Consider the following 24,869-nt stretch of genomic DNA (forward strand, 5'->3'; position numbering starts at 1 on the left):
CCGCTCCATGCCTTATGGCTATAGGTCCATATCGTCAGGGTCAGCGCCAAGCGGTTGACCCCCCGCAGCCACCCTGTAACCTCAATGTCACGGATCGAGCCGTGTGCAGGCAATGCAGGCGAACGGCCGGACCGGCGAAGATCGAAAGTATCAGAACATAATGAGTGCGCCAAAAGGCCACCATCACATCAGGCGGGACGAAACGGGACAGCCAAGCAGCGGATCGACGCTGGTATGCCATCAGGTGATAGGCGGCTGGTCTTTGGCAACGAAGGGGATTGTAACAATGCGTAGAAATGGTCGTAACGGTCGGTTGCTTGGTGGCAAGGCCGGTATCGGAATGGCGATGACCGCTTTGGCGCTGGTTCACAGCGCCCCCGCAATGGCGCAGGACGACAGCGTCAGGCCGACGACGACCAGCGAGTCGTCCTCCGGCGAAACGATTGTCGTGACCGGTACGCGTATTGTTCGCGACGGGTTTCAGGCTCCGACCCCGCTCACCGTTCTCGGCGAAGCGGACATCGACAACAGTTCGCCGACGAACAACATCGCCGACTTCGTCAACACCTTGCCGTCGCTGGCCGGTTCGACCCGTCCGTCGAACTCGCGCCTCAACATCTCGAGCGGCCAGGCGGGCATCAACGCGCTCAACCTTCGCAACCTCGGCGCGGAACGAACGCTGATCCTTGTCAACGGCAAGCGGTCGGTGGGGTCGACGATCACCGGACTGGTCGACATCAACACGATCCCGCAGGCGCTGATTTCGCGGGTCGAGGTCGTAACGGGCGGCGCGTCGGCGGCTTACGGCTCGGACGCGGTTGCCGGCGTCGTGAACTTCATCCTGAACAACAAATATGAAGGGCTGAAGGTCGAGGGGGATGCCGGCATCACCCAGGAAGGCGATGGTTTCAACTATTCGGCCAGCGTCGCGCTCGGTAAGTCGTTCGCGGGCGGACGCGGTCACATCCTGCTCAGCGGTGAACTCGCACACCGTGACGGCATCTTTCAGGTCGATCGCGACTGGAACCAGATCGGCTTCCTTCGCTTCGAGAACCCGGCCTATCTGGCGAACGCCAACTCGGGTGCGCCGCAGTATATTTTCGTGCGCGGTGCGGGGCCGACCAACTCGACCCCCGGCAGCATCATCACCAACTCGGCGGGTGGCACGGCCAACCGGCTGCGCGGCCTTTATTTCGGCGATGGCGGGTCGGTGAACCAGTTTGTCTGGGGCGATCTGACCTTTCCAGCGGTGAGCGGAGCTGCGGTGCCGCTCCGTACCCGCGGCGGCGACTGGCGGGTTAATGACTCGGGGCGCAACATTGGCCTTGATCCACGCGATGACCGTTACGGACTGTTCGGCCGCCTCAGCTACGAGGTCAGCGACAACGTCCAAATCTTCGCCGAAGCCGCGTATAACCGGCAAGAGGTGCTGTTCAATGCGGGGCCCAACTTGCAAACGGGTATCGTGCTGAATGCGACGGGTTGTACGCAGACGCCGGTACCGATCACCTGTAACGCCTTCCTGCTCAACACGCTCGGGGCAGAGGCACTGCAGGGGATCACCAGCGTCACGATCGCCACGACGTCGGCCGACCTGCCGTTCCGCGGCATCAACAACAAGCGCCGGGTGCAACGCTACCTGATCGGAGCGGAAGGTGAATTCGACGCGTTCGGCAAGACGGCACGCTGGGATATCTACGGGCAATATGGCCGCGCCGACCTGCGCGAACAATTGCGTGACATCCAGAACATCGCCCGCATCAACGCCGCGCGCGATGCCGCCTTTGCGCCGGCAGGCAGCGGCTTTCCGACCGGATCGATCCAGTGCCTGATCAACGTCGACGCCAACCCGAACAATAATGACCCGGCGTGCGTTCCGTTGAACCGCCTGGGCCTTGGTGTCGCCGACCCGGCGGCGATCGACTATGTGCTCGGCGATCCCTATCGCAAGCAGGTGCTCGAACAGATGGTTTTCGGCGCGAACTTCTCGTTCACGCCGTTCGCAACCTGGGCGGGCGATGTCAGCATCGCGGTCGGCGGCGAATATCGCAAGGAAGAGATCAAGGGCTTCGTCCCCGACGAATTCCAGCCCGTGCCGACCCGCGACACGAACGGCAACATCATTGGTGCCACCAACCGGTGGTCGGTGGGCAACTATTTGCCGAGCTTTGGCTCCTATAACGTCAAGGAAGCCTATCTGGAAACCGTCGTGCCGCTGGGATTCGGCCTTGAATTCAACGGCGCGGTCCGTGCCACCGATTATTCGCAGGCGGGCTATGTCACCACATGGAAAGCCGGTGCAACCTGGCAGCCCATCGACGACATCCGCCTGCGCGTCACCCGGTCGCGCGATATCCGCGCGCCCAACCTGAACGACCTGTTCCAGGCGGGCACGGCGAACAGCGATTCGGTCAGCAATCCGGGTTTCATCACCGGAACCAGCCCGTCGTTCGTTCCGGCGGGCCAGCCCCCGCAGGCGGGTTACAGCTACTCCGGCTTCGCGACCGGCAATACCGAGCTGGTTCCGGAGAAGTCCGACCAGTGGAATGTCGGTGCAGTTCTAACGCCGCGGTTCCTGCCGGGGTTCAACCTTGCGGTCGACTACTTCGATATCCGGTTGAAGGGCGGGATCGGGTCGTTCACGGCGCAGCAGATCGTCAACCTTTGTTTCCTGGGCGAACAGACCTTCTGTAACGCGATCAGCGTCGATGCCGCGCGGACCCAGAACCCTGCGCAACCTTATCTGGTCATCCTGACGCGTCCTTTCAACGCCGCGAGCCAGAAGAGCCGCGGGATCGACATTGACGCGTCCTATCGGATTCCGATGGCGCAGGGTAATGGGGCGTTTACACTACGCGGCCTTGCTACCCGGTATCTGGAAAACCGGTTCAACAGCGGTGTCCCCAACACGGTCGTACTAAATACCGTTGGTGTGAATGGTGGTCAGTTCAGCACGCCGAAATGGATCTACCGGGTCAGCGCAGCCTATGACGACGATGACTTCAGCCTCACGGCCGTGGGCCGTGGAGTCAGCGCCGGCAAATATGTCGCAAACGGTATCGAATGCCAGACCACCTGCCCGGTATCGACCGTCAACGCGCCGACCTATGAACGAAACCGCGTCAAGGGCGCCTTCTACGTCGACCTGAATTTCACGCAGAAATTCTCGGCATTCAGCGAAGGCAGCGGCGAGTTCTTCATCAATGTGACGAACCTGCTGAACGGCAATCCGATCCTGCTGCCCGAAACCGGCCTGGCCGCGAACAGCACCTATTCGGACCTGCTCGGCCGCAGCTTCCGTTTCGGGGTCCGCATCAAGACCCGCTGACGCGCCGGATCAAGGCGAAAGGAAAGGAGGGTCGGGAACGGCCCTCCTTTTTCTTTGAGCGCCCGGGCCGTGACGTGGGCCTGACCGACGCTCGTACGCACTTTTTTTAACAAAAGTGCGGATCGGGCCAAGGCTGCGCGAGACCCGTTCCGTCTTGTGATTGTCGTCGGGGTGAACCCCGGCTGTGATGACAAGAGGATCCCGATGCGCAAGACCCTGCTGGCCACCACCTGCGTGGCCGCCCTGCTTCCCGTAACCGTTCAAGCCGAAACCACGATCAGCACCGCGATCACGACGCCGGTGCGAACCTCGACGGTTAAATCGGGTACGCCCGACAATATCAAGATCACATCCGCCGGGTCGGTCAAACCCGCAGGCGGCACGGCGGTCACCGTCGACAGCAATCACAGCGTCATCAACGAAGGCGCGATCGAGATCCGCAACGCGGACGGCGCACGCGGAATTGTCGCGGAGGCCGGAACAAGCGGGTCGATCACCAACGCAGCGACGGGCAAGATCATCATCGACGAAAGCTATGCTCCGACCGATATCGACAATGACGGCGATCTGGACGGCCCTTTCGCCATCGGCAGCAACCGTATCGGCATCGCGACCAGCGGTGCCTTTACCGGCAACATCCTCAACAGCGGCACGATCACGATCAAGGGCAATGATTCCGCCGGCATCCGCCTGGGCGGGCCGCTGACCGGCAAATTCACGACCGACGGGACGATCAGCGTTCTCGGCGACCGCGCGGTGGGCGTTGGCTTGCAGGATGTGAACGGCAATGTCCGGCTTGCCGGAACGATTGCGGCAACCGGCGTGGATGCCATCGGCGCGCGGTTGACCGGCAATATCAACGGCGCGCTGGAGATACAGGGAGCGCTGACGGCAACAGGCTATCGCTACACGACGCCTCCCGCCGACCCCTCGAAGCTCGACGCCGACGATCTGTTGCTCGGCGGCCCGGCGCTGTCGGTGGAGGGCAATGTGACCGGAGGCATCATTCTGGCGGTGCCGCCGAAAGACAGCAATCCGAACGACAATGACGAGGACAAGGACGGCATACCCGACGACAAGGAAGGCAGCGCTGCGGTGCGTTCCTTCGGCTCGGCGGCGGCGGTGCGCATCGGTTCGGCCACGCAAAGCGTCACGATCGGGCCGGTAGCAGGGACCGGCACGGGGCTGGGCCTGATCATCGACGGCTCGGTCGTCGGTAATGGCCTTTATGCCGGCAAAGACGGTAACGGCCTGCAAGTCGGTGGCCTCGGCGGCGCGGTTACCATCGCGGGCGGGATCGGCATCGGCGCAAGCGGCAGCGTGGCCGCGCTGTCAAAGGATGTCGCGGCAACCGCGATCCGGATCGGCAGCGGCGCCACGACCCCGGAACTGCGCAACGCGGGCAAGATCGAGGCGACGAGCGCCGGGAATGTTTCCGGCTCGGTCGCTACCGCGGTGCTGGTCGAGGCAGGCGGCAACGTTCCCCTGATCCGCAACAGCGGTACTATCGCGGCAAAGACGGGCGGTGACAATGGCACTGCCCGTGCCATTGTCGATCTGTCGGGGAATGTCGACACGGTCGAGAATAGCGGGACGATCAGCGCCACCGGCGCGCTCGCCAGCTCGGACCGCAATGTCGCGATCGACCTTTCGGCGAACGCGAACGGCGCGACCGTCAAGCAGACCGCGGTCGCCGCAGGCATCGCCGCCCCTGCTATCGTCGGCGACGTTCGCTTCGGCGCTGGCAACGATGTCTTCGACATCGCCGATGGGACGGTCAAAGGGAACAGCTTCTTCGGCGAGGGCAACAACCGCCTCGCGCTGTCGGGGAAGGGCGCCTACACCGGCAATGTTCGCTTTGGCTCCGGCAATGACAGCATGACACTCGCCGGAACGTCGAAGTTCACCGGAGCGGTTGATTTCGGCGGCGGCGCCAATACGCTCAGCATCGGCGGCACCTCGGTATTTTCCGGAACATTGAGCAACGCCCAGGGCTTGGCCGTCGCGGTCAGCGGTGGCACCTTTGACATATCGGGCGCTGCAACCATCGGTTCGCTGGCGGTTACCGACAAGGGTACGCTTGGGGTGCTGCTCGACAAAGGCAATACGGGCACCGCGTTGCAGGTGACCGGCAACGCAAGTTTCGGCGCCGAGTCAAAACTCGCGCTGCGGCTGAACAGCATCGCACAGGCGGAAGGGCGACACATTGTCCTGACCGCGGGATCACTGACCGGAGCGACCAATCTTACGGCATCGCAGACCTTGTTGCCCTTTCTTTACAAGGGCACGCTTTCTTCCAATGCGACCCAGCTCATCGTCGATGTGTCGCGCAAAACGACCGGCGAGCTTGGTCTGAACCGGTCGGAAGCGGGTGCCTTCGATGCCGTGTTCAAAGCGATCCCTGCCGACCAGAAGGTGGAGAAGGTCTTTCTGGGCATCACCGACGGCGAGGCGTTCCGAACCCAATTGGGCCAGATGCTGCCCGAGCATGAAGGCGGCGTCTTCGAAACGGTGACCTCGGGCTCGCGCGCGCTGTCGCGTTATTTGCAGGACCCCAACGCGCCGTTCCAGGACGAAGGCAAATGGGGTTACTGGGTCAACCAGGCGGTATGGGGAACGTCGAAGAGCATCGGCGACACCGCCAGCTATGATGTGAGCGGTTGGGGCATCGGCCTCGGCGCCGAGATCAAGAGCGACATCGGCAGTTTCGGCGGTTCGGTCGCCTTCCTCAGCGGCAAGGACGGAAATGGCAGCAACGCCAACGAGGTGTCGACCAGCCAGTTCGAAGGCGCGCTGCACTGGCGGCTTCGTTCCGACGGGTTCATGGCCAACGCGCGCGTCTCCGGCGCGCCGGTGAAGCTCAAGGGAACACGCGTTTTCCAGGCCAAGGACGGCGCCGACACGATCGAAAAGACGATGAAGGGCAAGTGGGACGGCACTTTATGGTCCGCATCGGGCTCGCTCGCCTATGATGTCGTCAGTGACAGCGGATTGTCGCTTCGCCCGATGATCGCGGTCGATTATTACAAGCTGAAGGAAGACGGCTATCAGGAAACCGGCGGCGGTGATGCGCTCGACCTGACCGTGCTCGGCCGTAACAGCGACGAACTTGCGGTGTCGGGAACCGTCACCGTCGGCCTCGATTTCGGCGGCCGCGACCAATATGACGGCTGGACCCGGTTCGAAATCGAAGGCGGTCGCCGCCAGATTGTTGGCGGTACGCTGGGCGCCACAACCGCCTCGTTCAAGGACGGTACGCCGTTCACCCTTGTTCCCGAAGATCGCACGAGCGGCTGGGTCGGCCGTCTCCGTGGCATCGCTGGCAATTCGGCCTTTCAGGTCGCCGGCGAAGTGTCCGCGGAGGAACAGCAAAGCCGTATCGGCTGGGCGTTCCGTGCGAGCCTGCGGGTCGGCCTCTAGCCCCCCGGCCGATCCCGCGTGCAAGGGGGAAGCGACCTCCCTACCCTCGCTTCCCCCTTGCTTAGCCCGAGTTGAATGACGCACGATATGACCGCCCTGTCCCTTTCCCCTTTTCCGGCACCGCGGTTGCACCGCAGGGGCATGGCGCTATATGACGACAGCATCACAGGGACCTTCCTTACGCGCCGCGGCGGCGCCGCCCGGCGAGACATGGCGTTCCAGAGCAACCAGTTCATGACCCGTTCGACCGATCGAGCCGACCCAGCGCAGGGCATCGAAGGGGTGTTGCTGGCCAACCGCGACCGCATCATCCGCTTCCTGCAGGTGCGCGGTGCCGGCGAGAGCGCTGAAGACCTGTTTCAGGATCTGTGGATGCGGCTCACCGAACGCGCGACCGGTCCGATCGCCGATCCTTTGTCCTATGCGATGCGGGCCGCGAACAATCTGATGCTCGACCGCTATCGTTCGGCGCGCCAGCGCGAACTGCGCGACAAGGCGTGGGGTGAAGCGAGCGACGGCCACGAGCCGTCCGCCGAAGCGTCGCTGATCTCGCGCCAGCAACTCAAACAGGTGCAAGCTGCGATCGCCGCCACCGGCGAACGACCCGCGCATATCTTCCGCCGCTTCCGGGTCGACGGAGCCAGCCAGCGCGATATCGCGCAGGAAATGGGGCTCAGCCTGAGCACGATCGAGGCCGATCTGCGGAAAGTCTATGCGGCGCTCGCCGCGTTGCGGAGGCAATTCGATGCCGGCTGACGCAAATGCCATCGAAGCGCGCGCGATCGACTGGCTGATCCGCCAGCGCGATCCCGATTTCGACGATTGGGACGGCTTTGCCGACTGGTTGGCCGAAGACGGCGAACATGCTGCGGTGTACGATGCGCTGGCCAGCCTCGATCGCGATCTGGGTGCCCTTCCGCGCGACCGCGGCAATGTCCGGATCGCTCCGGCCGCGCCGTCGGATTCCCCCGCTCCGCGGCGACCGTCGCGACGCGCCTGGTTTGGCGGCGCGATGGCGGCCGCGCTGGTCGCCGTCATCGGGGTGTCGACGCTGAATCCTTTCGGCAATGGCACCCGGATCGAAACCGCTGCGGGCGAGCACCGTACCGTTGCGCTCGCCGACGGATCGCTGATCGAGATCAACGGCGGCTCGGTGGTCGAAATCGATCCCGAGCGACCGCGTTTCGCGCGGCTGGAAAGCGGCGAGGCCATGTTCCATGTCGTTCACCGCGAAAAGGATCCGTTCGTGGTCGAGACGGGCGATGCGCGGATTGTCGATCTGGGTACGGCGTTCAACGTGGTCCGCCGCGCGCGGCAGACGTCGGTGGCGGTGTCCGAAGGGATCGTGCTGTACAATCCCGATCGCGACAAGGTGCGCTTGGTCGCGGGGCAGGCCATCGATGCCGGCGACGACGATCGCCGCCCTCCCGCGGTTCGGAGCATCGACGTTAGCAGCGTTGGCGGATGGCGCAGCGGCCTGCTCGTCTACAACGAAGCGCCGCTTGCACTGGTCGCGGAAGACCTGAAACGCACAGCGGGAATCGACGTGCGCATCGCACCTGCGGCGGCCAGCCTGTCGTTTCGCGGCGCGCTGATCATCGATCCCGACCGCAACCGGACGGTTTCCGATCTCGCCGCCCTGTCCGGGACAACAGCCAGGCGGCAAGACAATGGCTGGATATTGACGCGCTGACCATGTTCCCGCGCCTTGCCTTCGCCGCATCAGCGATTGCGCTGAGCCTGCCCGCGCCGGTTCTGGCGGCGGAGGAGCGCGTGTTCGACGTCCCCAAAGGCAGTCTTTCGACGGTCCTGCCGGTGCTGAGCCGCCAGGCCGGGGTCAGCATCAGCGTTACCGACGCGAAACTTTGGCCTGCCCGCGTCAAGCCCGTCCGCGGGCGGATGAGTGTCGAGCAGGCGATCAACCGGCTACTGGGCGGCACCGAAGCCCGCGCGGTCCGCGTCAGCGCAACAAGCTGGCGCATCGAGCACCGTCCGGCGGCGGTACGCGTTGCCCAGCGCCCCCCGCCGCGCACCGTTCCACAACCGCGCGCACGCGAACCGTCGCACAACTATGTCGCCGGGGCGCAGGACGAGATCATCGTCACCGCGTCAAAGGCCGATACCCCCTATTCCCACTTTGCCGGCGTCGTCACCCAGCTGGGTGGCGACGATCTGGCGTTTGGCGGCGAACGCGGGATGGAATCGATCCTGTCGCGCACCGCGACCGTCTCCTCGACCCATCTGGGCTCGGGCCGCAACAAGCTGTTCATCCGCGGCATTGCCGATTCCAGCTTCACCGGCCCCACCCAGTCGACCGTCGGCCAGTATCTCGGCGACGTCCGGCTGAGTTACAACGCGCCCGACCCGGACCTCCGCCTTTACGACATCGACAATGTCGAAATACTCGAAGGACCACAGGGGACGCTGTATGGCGCCGGCTCGCTTGGCGGCATCATCCGCGTGGTGCCGAAAGCGCCCGATCCGCGGGCGATTTCGATCCAGGCGATCGCCGGCGTATCGCTGACCCAGCACGGCGCCCCGGGCGGCGACATCGCCGCCATCGCCAACCTTCCCGTGGGCAACGATGGCTACGCTTTGCGGCTGGTCGGCTATATGCTGACCGACGGCGGCTATATCGACAATCCCTTGCGTGGTCAGAACAACGTGAACCGCATCCATGTCCGCGGCGGCCGCGCGACGATTCGGCTGGAACCCGGCAACGGCTGGACCATCGATCTGGGCGGCGTGTACCAGGCCGTGATATCCGACGACGCGCAATATGCCGATCGCAATGCGCCGCCGCTGACCCGCCGCTCGATGGTCGAGCAGAATGCGTCGACGCGTTACGGGCTGGGTACGGTCGTCGTCATGAAGCGATGGGACGACCTGTTTTTCCAGTCGTCCAACGCCGTCATCGACCACCGGCTGTTCGAACGCTTCGATGCCAGCCTGCCCGCACGGCAACCCGGCAGCGCCGGAGAGGCGGCGGGCAATGTCGATGTCGAACGATTGTTCGCCCCGGTTCCGATTATTCCGCTGAACGATATTCCGCGCGTTCTCGACCAACGCAATGCGACGCGGATGCTGGTGAGCGAGAATCGCCTCTCGCGTCCCTACCACAACGGGCTTGGCTGGGTCGCCGGGCTGGTCGTCACCCGCAATCGGGCGCGGCAGAATCGTGATTATCTTTATGGCTCGCTGAGCACCGCCCTGCCCGGCGTGACCAACCGGGTCACCGAGATTACCGGCTATGCCGAAGCGACCGCAGAAATCCTGCCTGACCTTGTCGCATCGGGCGGACTGCGGCTGTCGCATATGCGGCTGGGCGGCGAGGCGCAGGACGTGGCTTTCGCGCTAGCGCAAGCCGGACGCGCGACGACGGCGTCGCGGCACGAAACCGACCTGCTGCCTTCTCTCTCCCTGCTCGCAACCCCGATCGACAATGTCCGCGTTTATGCCCGGTATCAGGAAGGCTTCCGTCCCGGCGGCCTTGCTGTCGATGGGAATTTCGTGCGGCGGTTCCGCAACGATCAGGTCCAGACTTGGGAAGCAGGGGTCAGACTCGGCGATCGCAACCGGAACCTGTTCGATGCCAGCGTCGCATTGTCGCACAGCCGGTGGCGCAATATCCAGGCCGATTTTATCGACAGCAACGGCTTCCCTACGACCGCGAATATCGGCGATGGCCGGATCACCAGCCTGTCGGGTGCGCTGGCCATGCGGCCGAGCGATGCGCTAACCCTGGAACTCGGCGCAGTTTACAACCACAGCCGCGTTGACGATCTGGCCCTCGAAATTCTGCCGGTGTTCGCTGCGGCGCCCGAGCGGCTGGGCCGAATACCGAATGTCGCCAGCCATGCGGTGCGCGGTTCGGTCAACTATGCCACGATGGTCGGCGACCAGGATGTCCGCATCAACGGCTGGGCCAATTATGTCGGCCCTTCGCGCCTCGGGATCGGGCCGGTGCTCGGCGAAAGCCAGGGCGATTATATCGACACGGGACTGGCGATGCGGATCGGCAGCGACCGGCGCGGCCTGTCGCTTACTGTGACCAACCTGTTCGATTCGCGTGGCAACCGCTTTTCGCTCGGCACGCCTTATGTCGAGGGCAACGCCGGTTTCATGACACCGCTACGTCCCCGCACGATCCGTATCGCGGTCGACGTCGCCTATTGACGGGGCACCTTTCGTCCGAATGACAAAGGGTGCCCTGCCGCTCATTCGGCCAGTGCGAGCCGTTCGTAGCGGTCCATATGATAGTCGGCGGTGCCGAACTGGCCTTCGATCATCGTCGCGCGCTTGAAATAATGGCCGATCGCCAGTTCCTGCGTGATGCCGATGCCGCCGTGGGTCTGGATCGCATTCTGGCCCACGAACTTGGCGCCGCGCGCCACCTTGTTCTTTGCCGCCGATACTGCCGCCATGCGTTCGGTCGCGGGCAGGCCCAGCTTGAGCGTCGCCATGATCGTCATCGAGCGCGCCTGTTCGACCTCCATGAACATGTCGACCATGCGATGCTGGAGCACTTGGAACTTGGCGATCGGCACGCCGAACTGCTTGCGCTGCTGCGTATACTCGAGCGTGCCTTCGTGCAGTTTCTGCATCACGCCCGTGGCTTCGGCGCAGGTGGCCACGGTCGCTTCGTCGACAACCCGTTCGATCAGCGGCAGCGCCGCCCCCTCGCCACCGAGTAGCGCATCGGCGGGGATGGCGACATTTTCGAAATAGATTTCCGACGCGCGGCTGCCGTCGACGGTCGGATAATCGCGGCGGACGATGCCCGGCAGCTTTGCGTCGATCAGGAACAGCGACACGCCGTCGGCGTCGCGCTGTCCGCCGCCCGTGCGCGCGGTGACGAGCAGGTGGGTCGCCCAGGGGGCGACGTAAACAACGCTCTTGTGACCGTTCAGGACATAGCCGCCGCCGTCCTTCTTCGCGCTCGTCTTGAGGTTCGCGAGGTCGTAGCGGCCCTGCGGCTCGGCATAGGCAAAGGCGATGATCGCGTTGCCCGCGATGATTTCGGGGATCATCGCGTCGGCCTGCGCCCCCCCGACGGCCTTGAGCGCGCCGCCCGCGATGACGACGGTCGGCAGATAGGGCTCGATCCCGATGACCTTGCCCATTTCCTCCATGACAATCGCATTTTCGAGCGCGCCGCCGCCGAGACCGCCATGCTCTTCGGCAAAGGCCGCGCCGAGCATGCCCAGTTCCTGCGCCAGCGCGGTCCAGATCGCCGGATCGCGGCCTTCGTCATTGTTGATGAATTTCTGGCGCGTCTCGAAATCATAGGTGTCGGCCAGGAAGCGCGCCAGCGTGTCGCGGATCATGTCCTGCGTTTCAGTGTAGGTGAAATCCATTATCGTAATCCTGATTTTAGTCGTCATCCCGGCGAAGGCCGGGATCTCAACCTCTCGCAAAGAAGCGGCGGCGAGATCCCGGCCTTCGCCGGGATGACGTCAATTATGTGATTAAAGGCCGAGCACCATCTTCGCGATGATGTTGCGCTGAATCTCGTTCGATCCGCCATAGATCGTCGTCTTGCGCATGTTGAAATAGGTCGGCGCAGCACGGTGGGCATAGTCGGGCCCGATCGGATGCTCGTTGTCGCCCTCACCAAACCCACGGAAATAAGGCGCGCCATAGTGACCGACGGCCTCCAGCGTCAGCTCGGTCAACCGCTGCTGGATTTCGCTGCCCTTGATCTTGAGCAGGCTCGATTCCGGTCCCGGCCCCTTGCCTGCATTGGCGCCGGCCAGGCTGCGCAATTCGGTAAATTCAAGCGCGGTCAGATCGACCTCCAGCTCGGCGAGCTTGCGCTTGAAAAAGGCGTTGGCGAGCAGCGGCTTGTCGCCGTCGAGTTCGGTGCGCGCAATCGCCTTCACTTTCTCGATCCCGCGTTTCGACGCGGCGACCCCGGCGATGCCGGTGCGTTCGTGCGCCAGCAAGAACTTCGCGCAGGTCCAGCCCTTGTTTTCCTCGTAAACGCGGTTGGCTACGGGAACGCGGACATCCTCCAGCCATACCTCGTTCACCTCATGCTCGCCGCCCAAGGTAATGATGGGTCGCACCGTGATGCCGGGCGATTTCATGTCGATGAGGAGAAAGCTGATGCCTTCCTGCTGCTTGGCGTCCTTGTCGGTGCGGACGAGGAAGAAGCCCCAGTCGGCATGCTGCGCCAGCGTCGTCCAGGTCTTTTGCCCGTTGACGATATAATCGTCGCCGTCGCGCACCGCCGTCGTGCGCAGCGAGGCAAGGTCGGACCCCGAACCGGGTTCCGAATAACCCTGGCACCACCAATCCTCTCCCGACAGGATGCGGGGAAGGAAATGGGCTTTCTGTTCGGGCGTGCCGAAGGTGTAGATGACGGGACCGACCATCGCGAGGCCGAAGGGCATCAGGCGGATGCAGTCGGCGCGCGCGGTTTCCTCCGACCAGATAAAGCGCTGCGTCGGCGTCCAGCCGGTGCCGCCATATTCGACCGGCCAAGCGGGCGCGATCCAGCCTTTCTTATACAGAATCTTGTGCCAGGCGAGGAAATCCTCCTTAGACAGTTCTTCGCCCTCGTCCTGCTTCCCGCGCAGCTCGGCGGGGTAATTTTCGGCGATGAAATCGCGCACTTCCTGCTGGAAGGCGAGATCTTCGGGGCTGAATTCCATGTCCATCACGAATCTCCCATCGGATAATGGCGCGCTTATACTGCGCGCTCACCTTTACGTAAACGGCAAGTTGCGATTGACAACTTTCCTCGGCGTAATGATTGCGCGTAACTATGCGGCTTGTCCAGCGCGCGCAGCCGCGGCGGACAAAATGGGAGGAAGATCGATGACATGGGCAAAACGGACAGTTCTGTCGGTGGCGGGAGTCTTGGGTGTCGCCGTGGTGGCCGCTTGGATATTCCAGCGGCCAATCGGCCTGTGGCTGTTCGAACGCGCGGTCGAACGCGCCGCGGCGCGCGATACGCTCAAGGATCTGCCCGATGGATTGCACGTCGGTCTGTGCGGCACGGGCTCGCCCCTGCCCAGTCGCGAGCGCGCCGCGTCCTGTACCGTCGTGATCGCAGGCAAGGCGATGTTTGTCGTCGATGCCGGTGAAGGGGCGGCGCGCAATATAGCGCAGATGGGCCTGCCCAATGGCCGCATCAAGGCGATGTTCCTCACCCATTTTCATTCGGACCATATCGACGGCATGGGCCCGATGATGCTGCTCCGCTGGACCGCCAGCGGCAACAGCAGCCCCCTGCCCGTTTATGGGCCACCGGGCGTCGAGCAGGTAATCGTCGGGTTCAATTCCGCCTACGCACTCGATAACGGCTATCGCACCGCGCACCATGGTCAGGCGATAACCCCGCCTGCCGCCGCGGGCGCCACCGCAATGCCCTTCGCGATCCCCGCTGCGCCAACGGTCGTCTATGAAGACGATGGTTTGCGCGTCACCGCGTTTCCTGTCGATCACCGCCCGGTGCAACCGTCGGTCGGCTACCGTTTCGACTATAAGGGACGCAGCGTCGTCGTCAGCGGCGATACGGCGCCGTCAAAATCCCTGGAAGCGGCATCCAAAGGCGCCGACCTGCTGATCCACGAGGCGCTAAACCCCGCGATGGTCAAGACGCTCGCCGCCAATCTCGACAAGGCGGGCCGCGAACAGACCGCACAGATCATGCGCGACATCCTCGATTATCATGCCAGCCCCGCGCAAGCCGCCGACAGCGCGCGTGTTGCCGGGGTTCGGATGTTGGTGTTCAGCCACGTTGTGCCGTCGATGCCCTCCGCCTACCTCAACGCGGCGTTTCTCGACGGCGCCGAAGATCGTTTCGACGGGCCAGTGATCATCGGCGAGGATGGACAATATTTCTCCCTCCCCGCGGGCAGCAAGGCGATCGAACGCGGCAGCTGGTTTTAGGCAGCGCGTCCGGTGACCAGTACGACCGCCCCATCGCTAACGTAAGGTCCGCGCACTTCGGTGATCGTCAGTGTGACTGCGATCGCGTCGCCGTCGCGCGTGACGATTTGCGATGCCAGCTGTACCGGCTGACCCGATCGGAACAGTTCTTCCAGTCCTTCGGCAAAGGCTGCGCGATAGCCGATCGCCAGCAACGCCGAAAAGCGTACCCGCCGGATTGCGGCGGCATCGACCCCGATCATTTCTAGCAGCGTATCGTTCGCCGCTTCGACCGCTTCGCGCACCGAGATACGGGCGTGGCCGATTTCGCCTTGCGCCTCGACGGCGGCAAGCAGCGCTTGCCGGGCGTCGTTTGCGGCAAAGCCGCTCAGCGCGTCACTCACGTCGCGCAGGATCAACGCTCCACCGACCGGCGCGGGAAGCAGGTCGACGCGCAGCCATTGGCGCGGGCGCAAAACGTCGGGCACGTCGCCCGCGAAACGCTCGCGATGATCGATCAGGCGGACGATATGATGCGCCAGCAAACTGCCCTCGATCCGCGGTGCGGCAGTCATCAGGGGAGCGCCGATCAAGTCGGCGCATGGTCTTTCCAGCATGTCACAGGCCGCTGGATTGGCCGCGACGATCCGCAATTGCCGATCGATCAGGATCACACCATCGCGGATCGATTCAGCCAGTCCGGCAAGCGACTGCTGCAGGCGGTCCGTCGCGCCAGCCACATCCACCGCATCACCATCAAGCCGCCGGTAATCATCAAGCGATATCAGCACATGCGCGTCCTTGCCGTGATGCGTCACGACAACCGGAGAGCGCGCCGATTGCAGCCGCCAGTTGGCGAAGCCGCGAATGAAGTCCGCGGCGGATACGCGATGGGGTTCTTGGACGGTCGCCATGCAGACCTCTTCGATAACCAAAGCCTGATATCATTATGGACCGCGGGTGCCGGACTTGGCCGAAAGATGCGTCCGCGGTGACGCCAAATCGGCGCGATCATACCAGCCTCGCCCTGCCGCACCGCAAGGCATTGACCCGCGCATCGGCCTGACCGACCGAAAGGCCGAGCGTTCCGGTGATATCGGCTAGGACGGTGTCGAGTACCGGTGCGGCCAGCGTCACTGCCCCTGCCGTGGCCGTGCGCAAGGCGTTGAGGTTGAGCCCAAGTCCCAGCACTCTGACGCTCAAGTCCATGCGATCGGACAGCGATTTCGCAGCGCCGGCGACCCACCCGCTGCTGCTGACCGTCTTCACTCTGCCCTCGTCGATGTCGGCGCGACTGAAGATTGCCGGCTTTTCGGCAAGATCGGACAAGACCAATTCCGCTTCCGCGTCAATGCTGACCAGCGGAAGCCGGACGAGCGAGGCGGGCGCCGGGTCGAGCGCGCGCGTCATATCCTGAAATTCGGCGTTGCTGACGCTGCCGATTGCCAGCGTCGCCGGTGCTGTAACAACGCCCAGCGACACCGCCGCATTGCTGCCTGCCCGGCAATCGATCTCCGATATCTGCGCCGCGGCGGAGCCGAGTTCGACAAGCACGGGAATATGGATGCTAGCCAATGGCGTTTGTACGCGCGTGTCGAGCTTGAGCCGCACTTGCGCGGTGCGGACGATGACGTCGTTCGTGTCGGTGACCGCGATCAGCGGCGACTGCGCGGGCGGTTCGCCGATCAGCAACGCGATGTCGATGCCCGATCCGCCGGGCAGGTTGCTGGCGACCGACAGATCCACTTGGCGATTGGCGCTACCGAGCAGCAGCATGGTCCGCAGCAGGCCGAGTGCGTTGACCTTGACCGGGTTCGCCGCGTCGACCCGGATACTCGACGCGCGCGGACCAAGATCGATGGCGCGCGACGGCAGCAAGGTGCGCGGCAGCGCCCGGTTGGCGATATGCTCCAGCGCCTGGGCGGCCCGCCCGTCCGATGCCTGCGCCAGCGCAGCCAAGACCTGCGGCAGGGTGACCTGGGTGTCGAGCGTCTGGCCAAAGGTCAGTACCTCGGCGTCGATTTCGCTTCGCAATGCCTCGGAAAAGGCGAGCAGGTCGATGTCGGTGCTGGCGAGCGCGTTATAGTCCATCAGCGACAGGCTGACCTGGCTGCCGGTCAATCCGGACAACAGCGCGTTGGGCAGACCGCCGTTCACCGCTGCCACCCGCGACCCCAGCGAGAAGGCGGCGTACCCCCGGCGGGCGCCGGTTGCGCTGGCGGCGATGACGCTTTGGTTTCGACCGGTCAGTGCGCGGCCGAAATAGAGCGGGCGGTCGCGGTGCAGAACGATGCGAACCGCGTTAGGCGACGCGCCGCCGGGGGTGAAGCGCCGGTCGGCGGCAATCGTCCGGTCGGCCGCATAATGACCGGTCGCAAGTTCGGCGATGCGGATCGCGCAATTGCAGTTGGCGGCGATGATCCGTTCGACCGCGGCGCGCTCCTCGCCCGGCTGTCCGGCGGCGGCGAGCGCTGCGGCATCGGCAATTCCCTGTAACTTGCGGCGGTCGAGGTAGAGCGAGCCGACGTCGACCGCGAGCGCTGCGGCACCGATCAACATGGTCATCGCAAAGGCCGAAGCGATGCTGATCCCCGCCTTGCAATCGCGGATGAGCTCGCAAAGGCGATGCCGCGCCGACATGCTCAATCGACCGGCAGTTCAAAGGTGGCGCGCGTGCGGATGACCCGGCCCGGCGAAGGGACCAGCGCCGAGTGCACAAAAGCGCCGTCGGCTGCGGTGAACCCAACCGCGACCGTCACCGCATCGCCGGTTTCGGATACAGCGACGCTATGCGTTCCATCGACCCCTTGCAGACTGCGGGCGACGGCAGCTTCGGCAATCGTCCGGCGATCCTCGCCGTCCAGTCCGACGATCGCCGCGCGGGCGCCATCGTTCGCGGCTTGCTGGACGCTGTGTGCCAACAGGAAATAATGACCGTAGACGAGCATTCCCATCAGCAGCACGAGCAACATTGGCAGGACCAGCGCCATCTCCACAATGGCGGCGCCACGCTGTTCGCGACGCAGCCTGCGTGCCAGCGCGGTGCGGTGCATAGGGGCAAGAACCGGAGGTTTCACAGCAATCATGCGCACAGAATGGCGCAGGCGTATGAAAACGGCGTCGACACGCGCCGACGCCGTTTTTGCGTAATTTACATATCGGGTGGCACAGTTTCCGCCGAACCATTGGCGGATTTTCGGCCAGCCAGCCAGTCCGTTGCCACCGGGTTAAAGGCCGGCTCCGGGCGTTTGACCGAAAATATGTTTATTCGGTCGGTTCCAGCTTGTCCTGGGTGCGATGTTCGAAATCGGAGGCGTCGTGACGTTCGCGAAGCTGGCTGGCGGGATCGCCGGTCACGCGATTGACCATCCGCCCCCGCTTCACCGCGGGTCGTTTGGCAAGTTGATCGGTCCAGCGCTGGACATTCGTGTAATCCTGCACCTGCAAAAACTCGCCGGCATCATAGACCAGCCCCTTGGCGAGTGCGCCATACCAGGGCCAGATCGCCATATCGGCAATCGTGTAATCGGCACCGGCGATATATTCGCTTTCCGCCAGTCGCCGGTCGAGCACGTCCATCTGCCGTTTCACTTCCATTGCGTAGCGGTTGATCGGATATTCCTGCTTGGTCGGCGCGTAAGCGTAAAAATGCCCGAAGCCGCCCCCCAGAAACGGCGCGCTGCCCATCTGCCACATCAACCACGACAAAGTTTCGGCGCGTTTCGCCGGTTCGGTCGGCAGGAATGCGCCGAATTTTTCGGCGAGATGGATCAGGATCGCGCCCGATTCGAACACCCGGATCGGTTCCGCGCCGCTGCGGTCGACGAGCGCGGGAATCTTGCTGTTGGGGTTGGCGCCGACAAAGCCGCTGGAAAACTGGTCGCCTTCGCCGATATTGATCAACCAGGCGTCATATTCGGCACCGGCATGGCCCGACGCCAGCAGCTCCTCGAGCATGACCGTGACCTTCACGCCGTTGGGGGTGCCGAGCGAATAAAGCTGGAGCGGATGTTCGCCGACCGGCAAGTCCTTGTCGTGCGTCGGCCCAGCGATCGGGCGATTGATGTTGGCGAAGCGCCCGCCGCTATCCTTGTCCCAGGTCCAGATTTTCGGCGGCTCATATTCGGTTTGATTGCTCATTTCGATGCTCCGCATTGGAATTTCATACTGATCGGTATTTAAACATTGATGGGGAGGACGTCCAGCCCTGCCGCATCAAATAATGCTATCCGCCCTGAAAGCCGCGATGGCGTCGTCGCTATAACCCAGCTCGTGCAGGATAGCGTCGCTGTGCTCGCCGACGCACGGCGCGCGCGCCGCGGCGGCCTTGGGGCTTGCCGACAGGTCGACGGGCGCGCGGATCACCGGGGCGGGTGCCGGCGTGCCGGGATAGTCGACCGGCTCGACGATCTCCATCGCCGCGACCTGCGGCTGCGCCAGCGCTTCGCCGGGCCGCAGCACCGGCGCCGCCGGAACCCGTGCCGCGCCAAGCTCGGCAATCGCGTCGGCGCTGGTCCGCTCGATGCACCAGCGCTGCATGATCGCGCTGAGCTCTGCACCATTGTCGCCGCGCAAGATGTCGCTGGCGTACAGCGGGTCGTCAACCAGCTCGGCCCGCCCGACCAAATTGGCCCAGCGGGCAAAGATGCCGCCCCCGACGATCTGGGTGACGATCCACCCGTCGCGGGTGCGGAAGATGTCGGTCGGTCCCGAACTGAAGCTGCGATTGCCGATCGGCTGCCGTTCGATCCCGTTCAGCGCATGATCGATCGCGAGCGAGTTGGAGAAAGCCAGCGCGGTGCCGAGCAGCGATCCCGACACGCACTGCCCCTTCCCTGTCGTCTCGCGCTCGCGCAGCGCCAGCATGACCCCGAACGCAAGGTGCAGCGCCGTTCCGAAATCGACATAATTGACCTGCGCGCGATAGGGCTGATCGGGCGTCCCGGTCAGGTGGACTGCGCCCGACATGGCCTGCCCCACCGCGTCGAAGCCGACATTGCGCGCCAGCGGCCCTTGGCTGCCGAAAGCCGAAGCCGTCGCCAATATGATGCGCGGATTGATCGCCGACACGCTGTCGTAATCGAGCTCCAGCTTGACCAGCGCGTCGTGCGGCAGATTGGCGACGACAACATCGGCGCTCGCAACCAGGCGGCGCACGATGTCGCGGCCTTGCGGGCTGCCCGGCTTCAACGTCAGACACCGCTTGCCGCGGTTCATTTGCAGGAACATCGCGCCCGAACCATCGTCCGCGACCGGCACCGTATAACGGTCGTCGTTGCCACCCGGTGCCTCGATGCGGATCACGTCGGCGCCATAATCGGCAAGCAGTGCCGCGCAATAGGGGCCGGCGATATAGCGACCAAAGTCGATTACGCGAATTCCCGTCAACGGCACGCCTTGCCCTCCCCAGACATTGTTTCTGCGCGGGCTAGCAGGCGCCCGTCGAGCGGACCAGCGCCTTTGTCGAAACACGGCGCTTGCGCTGGATCGCCAAAGCCATAAGGTCGGCAGATTATTTCAAACGGGGACAATATCATGGCGCGGTTCGCACTGGCCCTTGGGGCGGTTTTGGCTTGTTCGACTTCGGTTTTTGCACAAGCACCGGCCTCGCCGGCGCCCGCCGATGCCAAGCCCGAAAAGTGGGACGTCAACGCGCCGCCCGGCATGGCGACGCGCAAGGTACCGATTGCCGTCGATGAAGGCAGCTGGATGAATGTCGATGTGTCGCCCGATGGTCGCACGATCGCCTTTGATCTGCTCGGCGACATTTACACGATGCCGATCGACGGCGGCACCCCGACGCGCATCGCCGAAGGGCTGGCGTTCGAGCATCAGCCGCGATTTTCGCCCGACGGCAAGCGGATCGCCTATGTGTCGGATGCGGGTGGCGGCGACAATATCTGGCTGATGAACCGTGACGGCAGCGGCAAGGTGCAATTGAGCAAGGAAGATTTCCGCCTCCTCAACCAGCCCAGCTGGAGCCCCGACGGGCAGTTCATCGTTGCCAAGAAGCATTTCACCACCGGCCGCTCGCTCGGCACCGGCGAGGTGTGGATGTATCATGTGTCGGGCGGCGCGGGGGTTCCGCTCGTAAAGCGACCGAACGAACGGCATCAGAAAGAACTTGGCGAACCCGTCTATGCTGCCGACGGCAAGAGCGTCTTCTACACCCGCAACGTCACCCCCGGCCCGATCTTTGAATATGCGCAGGACAGCAACACCGGCCTGTTCGCAATCGAACGCTATGACCTCAACGAGGCGAAGGTCAGCACCGCCGCTTCGGGAGCGGGCGGCGCCGTGCGGCCTACCCCCTCGCCCGATGGCAAGCTGCTTGCCTTTGTCCGCCGCGAGGCGACCCAGTCCAAGCTGTATGTGAAAGATCTGGCATCGGGCATCGAACGCAAGCTTTACGACGCGCTCGATCAGGATGTGCAGGAAACCTGGGCCGTCACCGGCGTCTATCCGAACATGGCGTGGACGCCCGACAGCCGCGACATTATTTTCTGGGCCGGCGGCAAGCTCCGCCGCGTCGGCAAGGATGGCGGCGAAGCACGGATCATTCCGTTCAGCATCAACGACGACCGCGTCATTATCGACGCCACCCATCCGGCGGTCGAGGTCGCGCCCGACAGCTTCACCACCCGGATGCCGCGCTGGGCCGAAGTATCGCCCGACGGGCGCAGCATCGTGTTCGAAACGCTTGGCAAATTATATGTGAAACCGGCTGCGGGCGGTTCACCGCGGCGACTGACCGCGGGCAGCGACAATGCGATGGAGGCGTGGCCAAGCTGGTCGCGCGACGGCAAGTCGCTGGTATTTGTGCGCTGGACCGACAGCGGCATGGGTGAAATCCATACGGTCGGCGCAGGTGGCGGTACGTCGCGCAAGGTAACGAGCGTTCCCGGCCGCTATGCCGAACCGCGCTTTTCGCCCGACGGCAAGACAATCATTTTTGAAAAGCGCCGTGGCGGCGGGCTGACCTCGACGCGGTGGAGCGAGGAGCCTGGCGTCTATCGAATCGCGGTCGCGGGCGGCAAAGCCGAGCGGGTGAGCGCCGACGGTACGAAACCGCAATATGGCGCGACCGGCGATCGCATCTTCATGATCACCGCTGCCGACGGCAAGAGCCAGCTGGTGAGCACCGACCTCAACGGGCAGGACAAGCGCAGCCACGCCAATGGCGAGTTGGTCAGCGACTACGAAATCTCCCCCGACGGTCGCACGCTGGCCTTCCGCCAGAACTACGACGCCTATGTGACGCCGCTGATGCCCGGCGGACAGGATGTTGCGCTGGGGACCAAAAGCGGTGCGTTGCCGGTCACGCGCGTCAGCGGCAGCGGCGCCGAATACATCCACTGGTCGGATGGCGGTCGCCGCCTGCATTGGAGCCGCGGCGCGACGTTGTTCAGCGCCGATCTGGGGCAGCTGCTCGCAAGCGCCCCCGGGGACGACAAGGCGGTGAAATTTGCGCCACCGACCGACGGCATATCGCTGGCGATGACGCAACGGGCCGCCAAGCCGCGCGGTACGGTCGTCATCACCGGCGCGAAAATCCTGACCATGGCGAACGTTAGCGGCGGGGTGATCGACAATGGCGCAATCGTGATCGAGAATGATCGCATCACGGCGGTCGGCCCGCTGGCGGCGATCAGCGTTCCGGCAGGCGCGACGACAATCGACGCGACCGGCAAGACGATCGTCCCCGGCTTCGTCGATGCGCACGCGCACGGACCGCATGGTGACGACGAACTCATCCCGCAGCAAAACTGGTCGGAAATCACCAATCTCGCGATGGGCACGACGACAAGCCACAATCCGTCGTCGCGCGCGTCGGAAATCTTTGTGTCATCCGAAATGCAGCGCGCCGGACTGATCCTCGCTCCGCGCATCTTTTCTACCGGCGAGATCATTTACGGCGCCAAGGCAGCGGGTATCTATGCCGAGATCAACGGTTATGACGACGCGCTCGCCCATATCCGGCGATTGAAGGCGCAGGGTGCGCACAGCGTCAAAAACTACAACCAGCCGCGCCGCGACCAGCGTCAGATGGTGGTCAAGGCCGCGCAAGCAGAAAATATGCTCGTCGTGCCCGAGGGCGGCTCGCTTTACACGATGAATGTCTCGCTGATCCAGGACGGCAATTCGACCGTCGAGCACAATATCCCGCTGCATGTCTTCTACAAGGATCTGGTCCAGCTGTGGGGTCAGACGCAGGTCGATTATACCCCGACGCTCGTGGTCACCTATGGCGGCCCGGCGGGCGATCCCTATTGGCGGGCGCATACCAATGTCTGGGAACATCCGATCCTGACCCGGCATATTCCGCCGACGCAGCTTGCGGCGAACAACAAACGGCGCACGATTGCTCCCGAAAGCGACTATGTCGACGATGACGCCGCGCGCCAGGCAGGGAAGATTGCTGCCACCGGGCGCATGGTGTCGATCGGTGCGCACGGACAGCAGGCCGGGCTCGGCGCGCATTGGGAAATCTGGTCATTCGTGCGCGGCGGGTGGAGCAATATCGACGCGCTGCGCGCCGCGACGATCATGCCCGCGACTTCGCTGGGCTATGGCAAGGATGTCGGATCGCTCGAGGCCGGCAAGCTTGCCGACTTGCTCATCCTCGATGCCGATCCGACGCAGGATATCCGCAACACCGAACGTATCCATCGCGTGATGCTCGGCGGGCGGCTTTATGACCCGCTGACGATGAACGAAGTCGCGACGGGCAATCGCACGCGGGCACCCTATTGGTGGGAGGCCGAAAAGCCCTGATTGATGCCCCGTCGGACGGCGGGCGCGCGAAATTGTGACGAGAGGGTTGCAAGTCGCGCGAGCCGCCGCTAGGGGCGTCACCTCTCAGCGAGGAGAGTTGGCTGAGTGGTCGAAAGCGTCGCACTCGAAATGCGAAGTGCCGGCAACGGTACCGAGGGTTCGAATCCCTCACTCTCCTCCATTTACCCCCCGATTTGACCACTGGCACAGCCGCCCCGGCGCGAACGCCGGGACAACTGGCAGCGCTTACATCCTGATACCGGGCAGCGTCGGGGCGGTCAGCGATGCGACGATCGCGCCGACGATCAGGAACAGCACGACCGCGACGATAACCACCACAACCGTGTACCCGATTGCCTTGTCCTGTGGCACTTTCATCAGCACCGGCAGTCCAAGGTAGAGTAAATAGAGGCTGTAGAGGCCCAGCAGCCCGAGAATGGCCAGCGCTGGAACAATGCCGAATATGCCGGCGAGCCAACCCGCAGTTGCGGAATAGGCCGCGACCTTCAACGCCTGAACCTGATTCTTCTGGCCGCCGAAATTTGGCGCCAGTCCATCGATCACCAGCGACAGCGCGAACACCGTCGCCAGCGCGAGGCCGTAGGACAGGATGGCCGAAACGAGCGCGGTGCCGATCGGCGGGTGAAAGCTGATGCCAAAGGCGCCATAGCCGAACACCTGCCCGCCGATGAACTGGGCAATCGGCCCGATGGCGGCCAGCACCAGCACATAAGGCACATAGATCGATTGCACCGTGGCTGGTTCGGTGTCGATCGCTGCCCATGTTTCGCGGGGTTTGAGCAGGATATTCTTGGCGCGCTCCACAATGCCCGATGGCGGGCTATGAGGCGGTGGTGGGCTGCTTGTCGGATTGTCGTTCATGCTATGCCTTTCCCTGTTGCATTCAACACGGCCCGCAATCCTCCCGGACACGCCGCGCACGACCCTGACATAGTTCCACATGCTCGGCCGTCTGTTGCGCGCGTCACAGGCCGGATTCGACCGACCGGCGGGCCCCGGAAGTGTAACAGGGTTGAAACGACATGGAATAGCCATAGATTATGAGCATGCAGACCGAATCCGCCTCCCCGACCAACTCGATCGTCACCGCACCGCTGGTCGGTGCCGCCAGCTTTGCGCCCGGCGATATCGTGCGCCATCGCATGTTCGATTTTCGCGGCGTCGTGTTCGACATCGACCCGGTATTTGCCAACACCGAAGAATGGTATGAAGCGATCCCGGAGGAAATCCGGCCATCGAAAGAGCAGCCTTTTTACCATCTGCTCGCCGAAAACGGCGACTCATCCTATATCGCCTATGTCAGCCAGCAGAATTTGATTCCCGACGCCGACGGCGGTCCGGTCGATCATCCGCAGATCGACGCGATGTTCGATGGCCTCGATCAGGGACGTTATCGGGTGCGCGCTATCCACCGGCACTGACCGGTCTCTGATGCGCGGCAGTGGTA

The 24,869-nt window shown here is 63.8% G+C and carries 16 protein-coding genes and 1 tRNA gene; 9 read left to right on the forward strand and 8 right to left on the reverse strand.

What is annotated here, in order from left to right:
- The first annotated feature begins 286 nt into the window (after positions 1 to 286).
- The 5 genes from IR187_RS01825 to IR187_RS01845 all read left to right on the forward strand — a co-directional run bounded on the left by IR187_RS01825 (position 287) and on the right by IR187_RS01845 (position 10,924).
- Positions 287 to 3,328 carry a TonB-dependent receptor plug domain-containing protein gene (locus IR187_RS01825; RefSeq protein WP_228765448.1) on the forward strand — a complete coding sequence of 1,014 codons (3,042 nt, stop codon included), beginning with the start codon at positions 287 to 289 and terminating at the stop codon, positions 3,326 to 3,328.
- A gap of 204 nt (positions 3,329 to 3,532) precedes the next feature.
- Positions 3,533 to 6,748, forward strand: coding sequence for an autotransporter outer membrane beta-barrel domain-containing protein (locus IR187_RS01830; protein WP_194952982.1), 3,216 nt, complete (start codon positions 3,533 to 3,535; stop codon positions 6,746 to 6,748).
- Positions 6,749 to 6,889: 141 nt separating this feature from the next.
- Entirely contained in the window at positions 6,890 to 7,504 is a 615-nt protein-coding gene (locus IR187_RS01835; RefSeq protein WP_407699059.1) for an RNA polymerase sigma factor, read from the forward strand.
- Positions 7,494 to 8,441 carry a FecR family protein gene (locus IR187_RS01840; RefSeq protein ID WP_194952983.1) on the forward strand — a complete coding sequence of 316 codons (948 nt, stop codon included), beginning with the start codon at positions 7,494 to 7,496 and terminating at the stop codon, positions 8,439 to 8,441. The genes IR187_RS01835 and IR187_RS01840 overlap by 11 nt, the downstream gene beginning before the upstream one ends.
- A 2-nt stretch (positions 8,442 to 8,443) precedes the next feature.
- Positions 8,444 to 10,924 carry a TonB-dependent receptor domain-containing protein gene (locus IR187_RS01845; protein WP_194952984.1) on the forward strand — a complete coding sequence of 827 codons (2,481 nt, stop codon included), beginning with the start codon at positions 8,444 to 8,446 and terminating at the stop codon, positions 10,922 to 10,924.
- 41 nt (positions 10,925 to 10,965) lie between these two features.
- Here the strand turns inward: IR187_RS01845 and IR187_RS01850 are convergent, their stop codons facing one another.
- A complete protein-coding gene (locus IR187_RS01850; RefSeq protein ID WP_194952985.1) occupies positions 10,966 to 12,105 on the reverse strand; it encodes an acyl-CoA dehydrogenase family protein in 1,140 nt (379 codons plus the stop codon).
- A gap of 111 nt (positions 12,106 to 12,216) precedes the next feature.
- Positions 12,217 to 13,410, reverse strand: coding sequence for an acyl-CoA dehydrogenase family protein (locus IR187_RS01855; RefSeq protein ID WP_194952986.1), 1,194 nt, complete (start codon positions 13,408 to 13,410; stop codon positions 12,217 to 12,219).
- A 160-nt stretch (positions 13,411 to 13,570) separates the two neighbouring features.
- Between IR187_RS01855 and IR187_RS01860 the strand changes: the two genes are divergently transcribed.
- The gene (locus tag IR187_RS01860; protein WP_194952987.1) at positions 13,571 to 14,647 is read left to right on the forward strand and encodes an MBL fold metallo-hydrolase; all 1,077 of its coding nucleotides are present in this window, start codon (positions 13,571 to 13,573) and stop codon (positions 14,645 to 14,647) included.
- On the opposite strand, the gene IR187_RS01865 is transcribed toward IR187_RS01860, so the two are convergent.
- The 5 genes from IR187_RS01865 to IR187_RS01885 form a co-directional block, all read right to left on the reverse strand.
- The gene (locus IR187_RS01865; protein ID WP_194952988.1) at positions 14,644 to 15,540 is read right to left on the reverse strand and encodes a PAS domain-containing protein; all 897 of its coding nucleotides are present in this window, start codon (positions 15,538 to 15,540) and stop codon (positions 14,644 to 14,646) included. The two genes, IR187_RS01860 and IR187_RS01865, sit on opposite strands and share 4 nt — an antisense overlap.
- Positions 15,541 to 15,637: 97 nt before the next feature.
- The gene (locus tag IR187_RS01870) at positions 15,638 to 17,266 is read right to left on the reverse strand and encodes a TadG family pilus assembly protein (protein ID WP_267463745.1); all 1,629 of its coding nucleotides are present in this window, start codon (positions 17,264 to 17,266) and stop codon (positions 15,638 to 15,640) included.
- Between the two features lie 2 nt (positions 17,267 to 17,268).
- The gene (locus tag IR187_RS01875) at positions 17,269 to 17,679 is read right to left on the reverse strand and encodes a TadE/TadG family type IV pilus assembly protein (RefSeq protein WP_228765449.1); all 411 of its coding nucleotides are present in this window, start codon (positions 17,677 to 17,679) and stop codon (positions 17,269 to 17,271) included.
- Between the two features lie 211 nt (positions 17,680 to 17,890).
- Positions 17,891 to 18,766: a glutathione-dependent disulfide-bond oxidoreductase gene (gene yghU, locus IR187_RS01880; RefSeq protein WP_194952991.1), complete on the reverse strand. Its 876-nt coding sequence runs from the start codon at positions 18,764 to 18,766 to the stop codon at positions 17,891 to 17,893.
- A 75-nt stretch (positions 18,767 to 18,841) separates the two neighbouring features.
- Complete coding sequence (locus tag IR187_RS01885) at positions 18,842 to 20,020, reverse strand: CaiB/BaiF CoA transferase family protein (protein WP_194952992.1); 1,179 nt, start codon at positions 20,018 to 20,020, stop codon at positions 18,842 to 18,844.
- A 141-nt stretch (positions 20,021 to 20,161) separates the two neighbouring features.
- On the opposite strand from IR187_RS01885, the gene IR187_RS01890 reads away from it, so the two are divergent.
- Both IR187_RS01890 and IR187_RS01895 read left to right on the forward strand, forming a co-directional pair.
- Positions 20,162 to 23,401, forward strand: coding sequence for an amidohydrolase family protein (locus IR187_RS01890; RefSeq protein WP_194952993.1), 3,240 nt, complete (start codon positions 20,162 to 20,164; stop codon positions 23,399 to 23,401).
- A 91-nt stretch (positions 23,402 to 23,492) separates the two neighbouring features.
- Positions 23,493 to 23,582: transfer RNA gene (locus IR187_RS01895), tRNA-Ser, on the forward strand.
- A gap of 65 nt (positions 23,583 to 23,647) precedes the next feature.
- Here the strand turns inward: IR187_RS01895 and IR187_RS01900 are convergent.
- Entirely contained in the window at positions 23,648 to 24,283 is a 636-nt protein-coding gene (locus IR187_RS01900) for a Yip1 family protein (protein ID WP_194952994.1), read from the reverse strand.
- A gap of 179 nt (positions 24,284 to 24,462) precedes the next feature.
- Here IR187_RS01900 and hspQ point away from each other — a divergent pair, with 179 nt between their 5' ends.
- Positions 24,463 to 24,843 (forward strand): heat shock protein HspQ, encoded by a 381-nt coding sequence (gene hspQ / locus IR187_RS01905; protein ID WP_194952995.1) that lies wholly within the window; start codon positions 24,463 to 24,465, stop codon positions 24,841 to 24,843.
- Positions 24,844 to 24,869: the final 26 nt, after the last annotated feature.

Source organism: Sphingopyxis solisilvae, from assembly GCF_015475875.1.
Taxonomy (GTDB): domain Bacteria; phylum Pseudomonadota; class Alphaproteobacteria; order Sphingomonadales; family Sphingomonadaceae; genus Sphingopyxis; species Sphingopyxis solisilvae.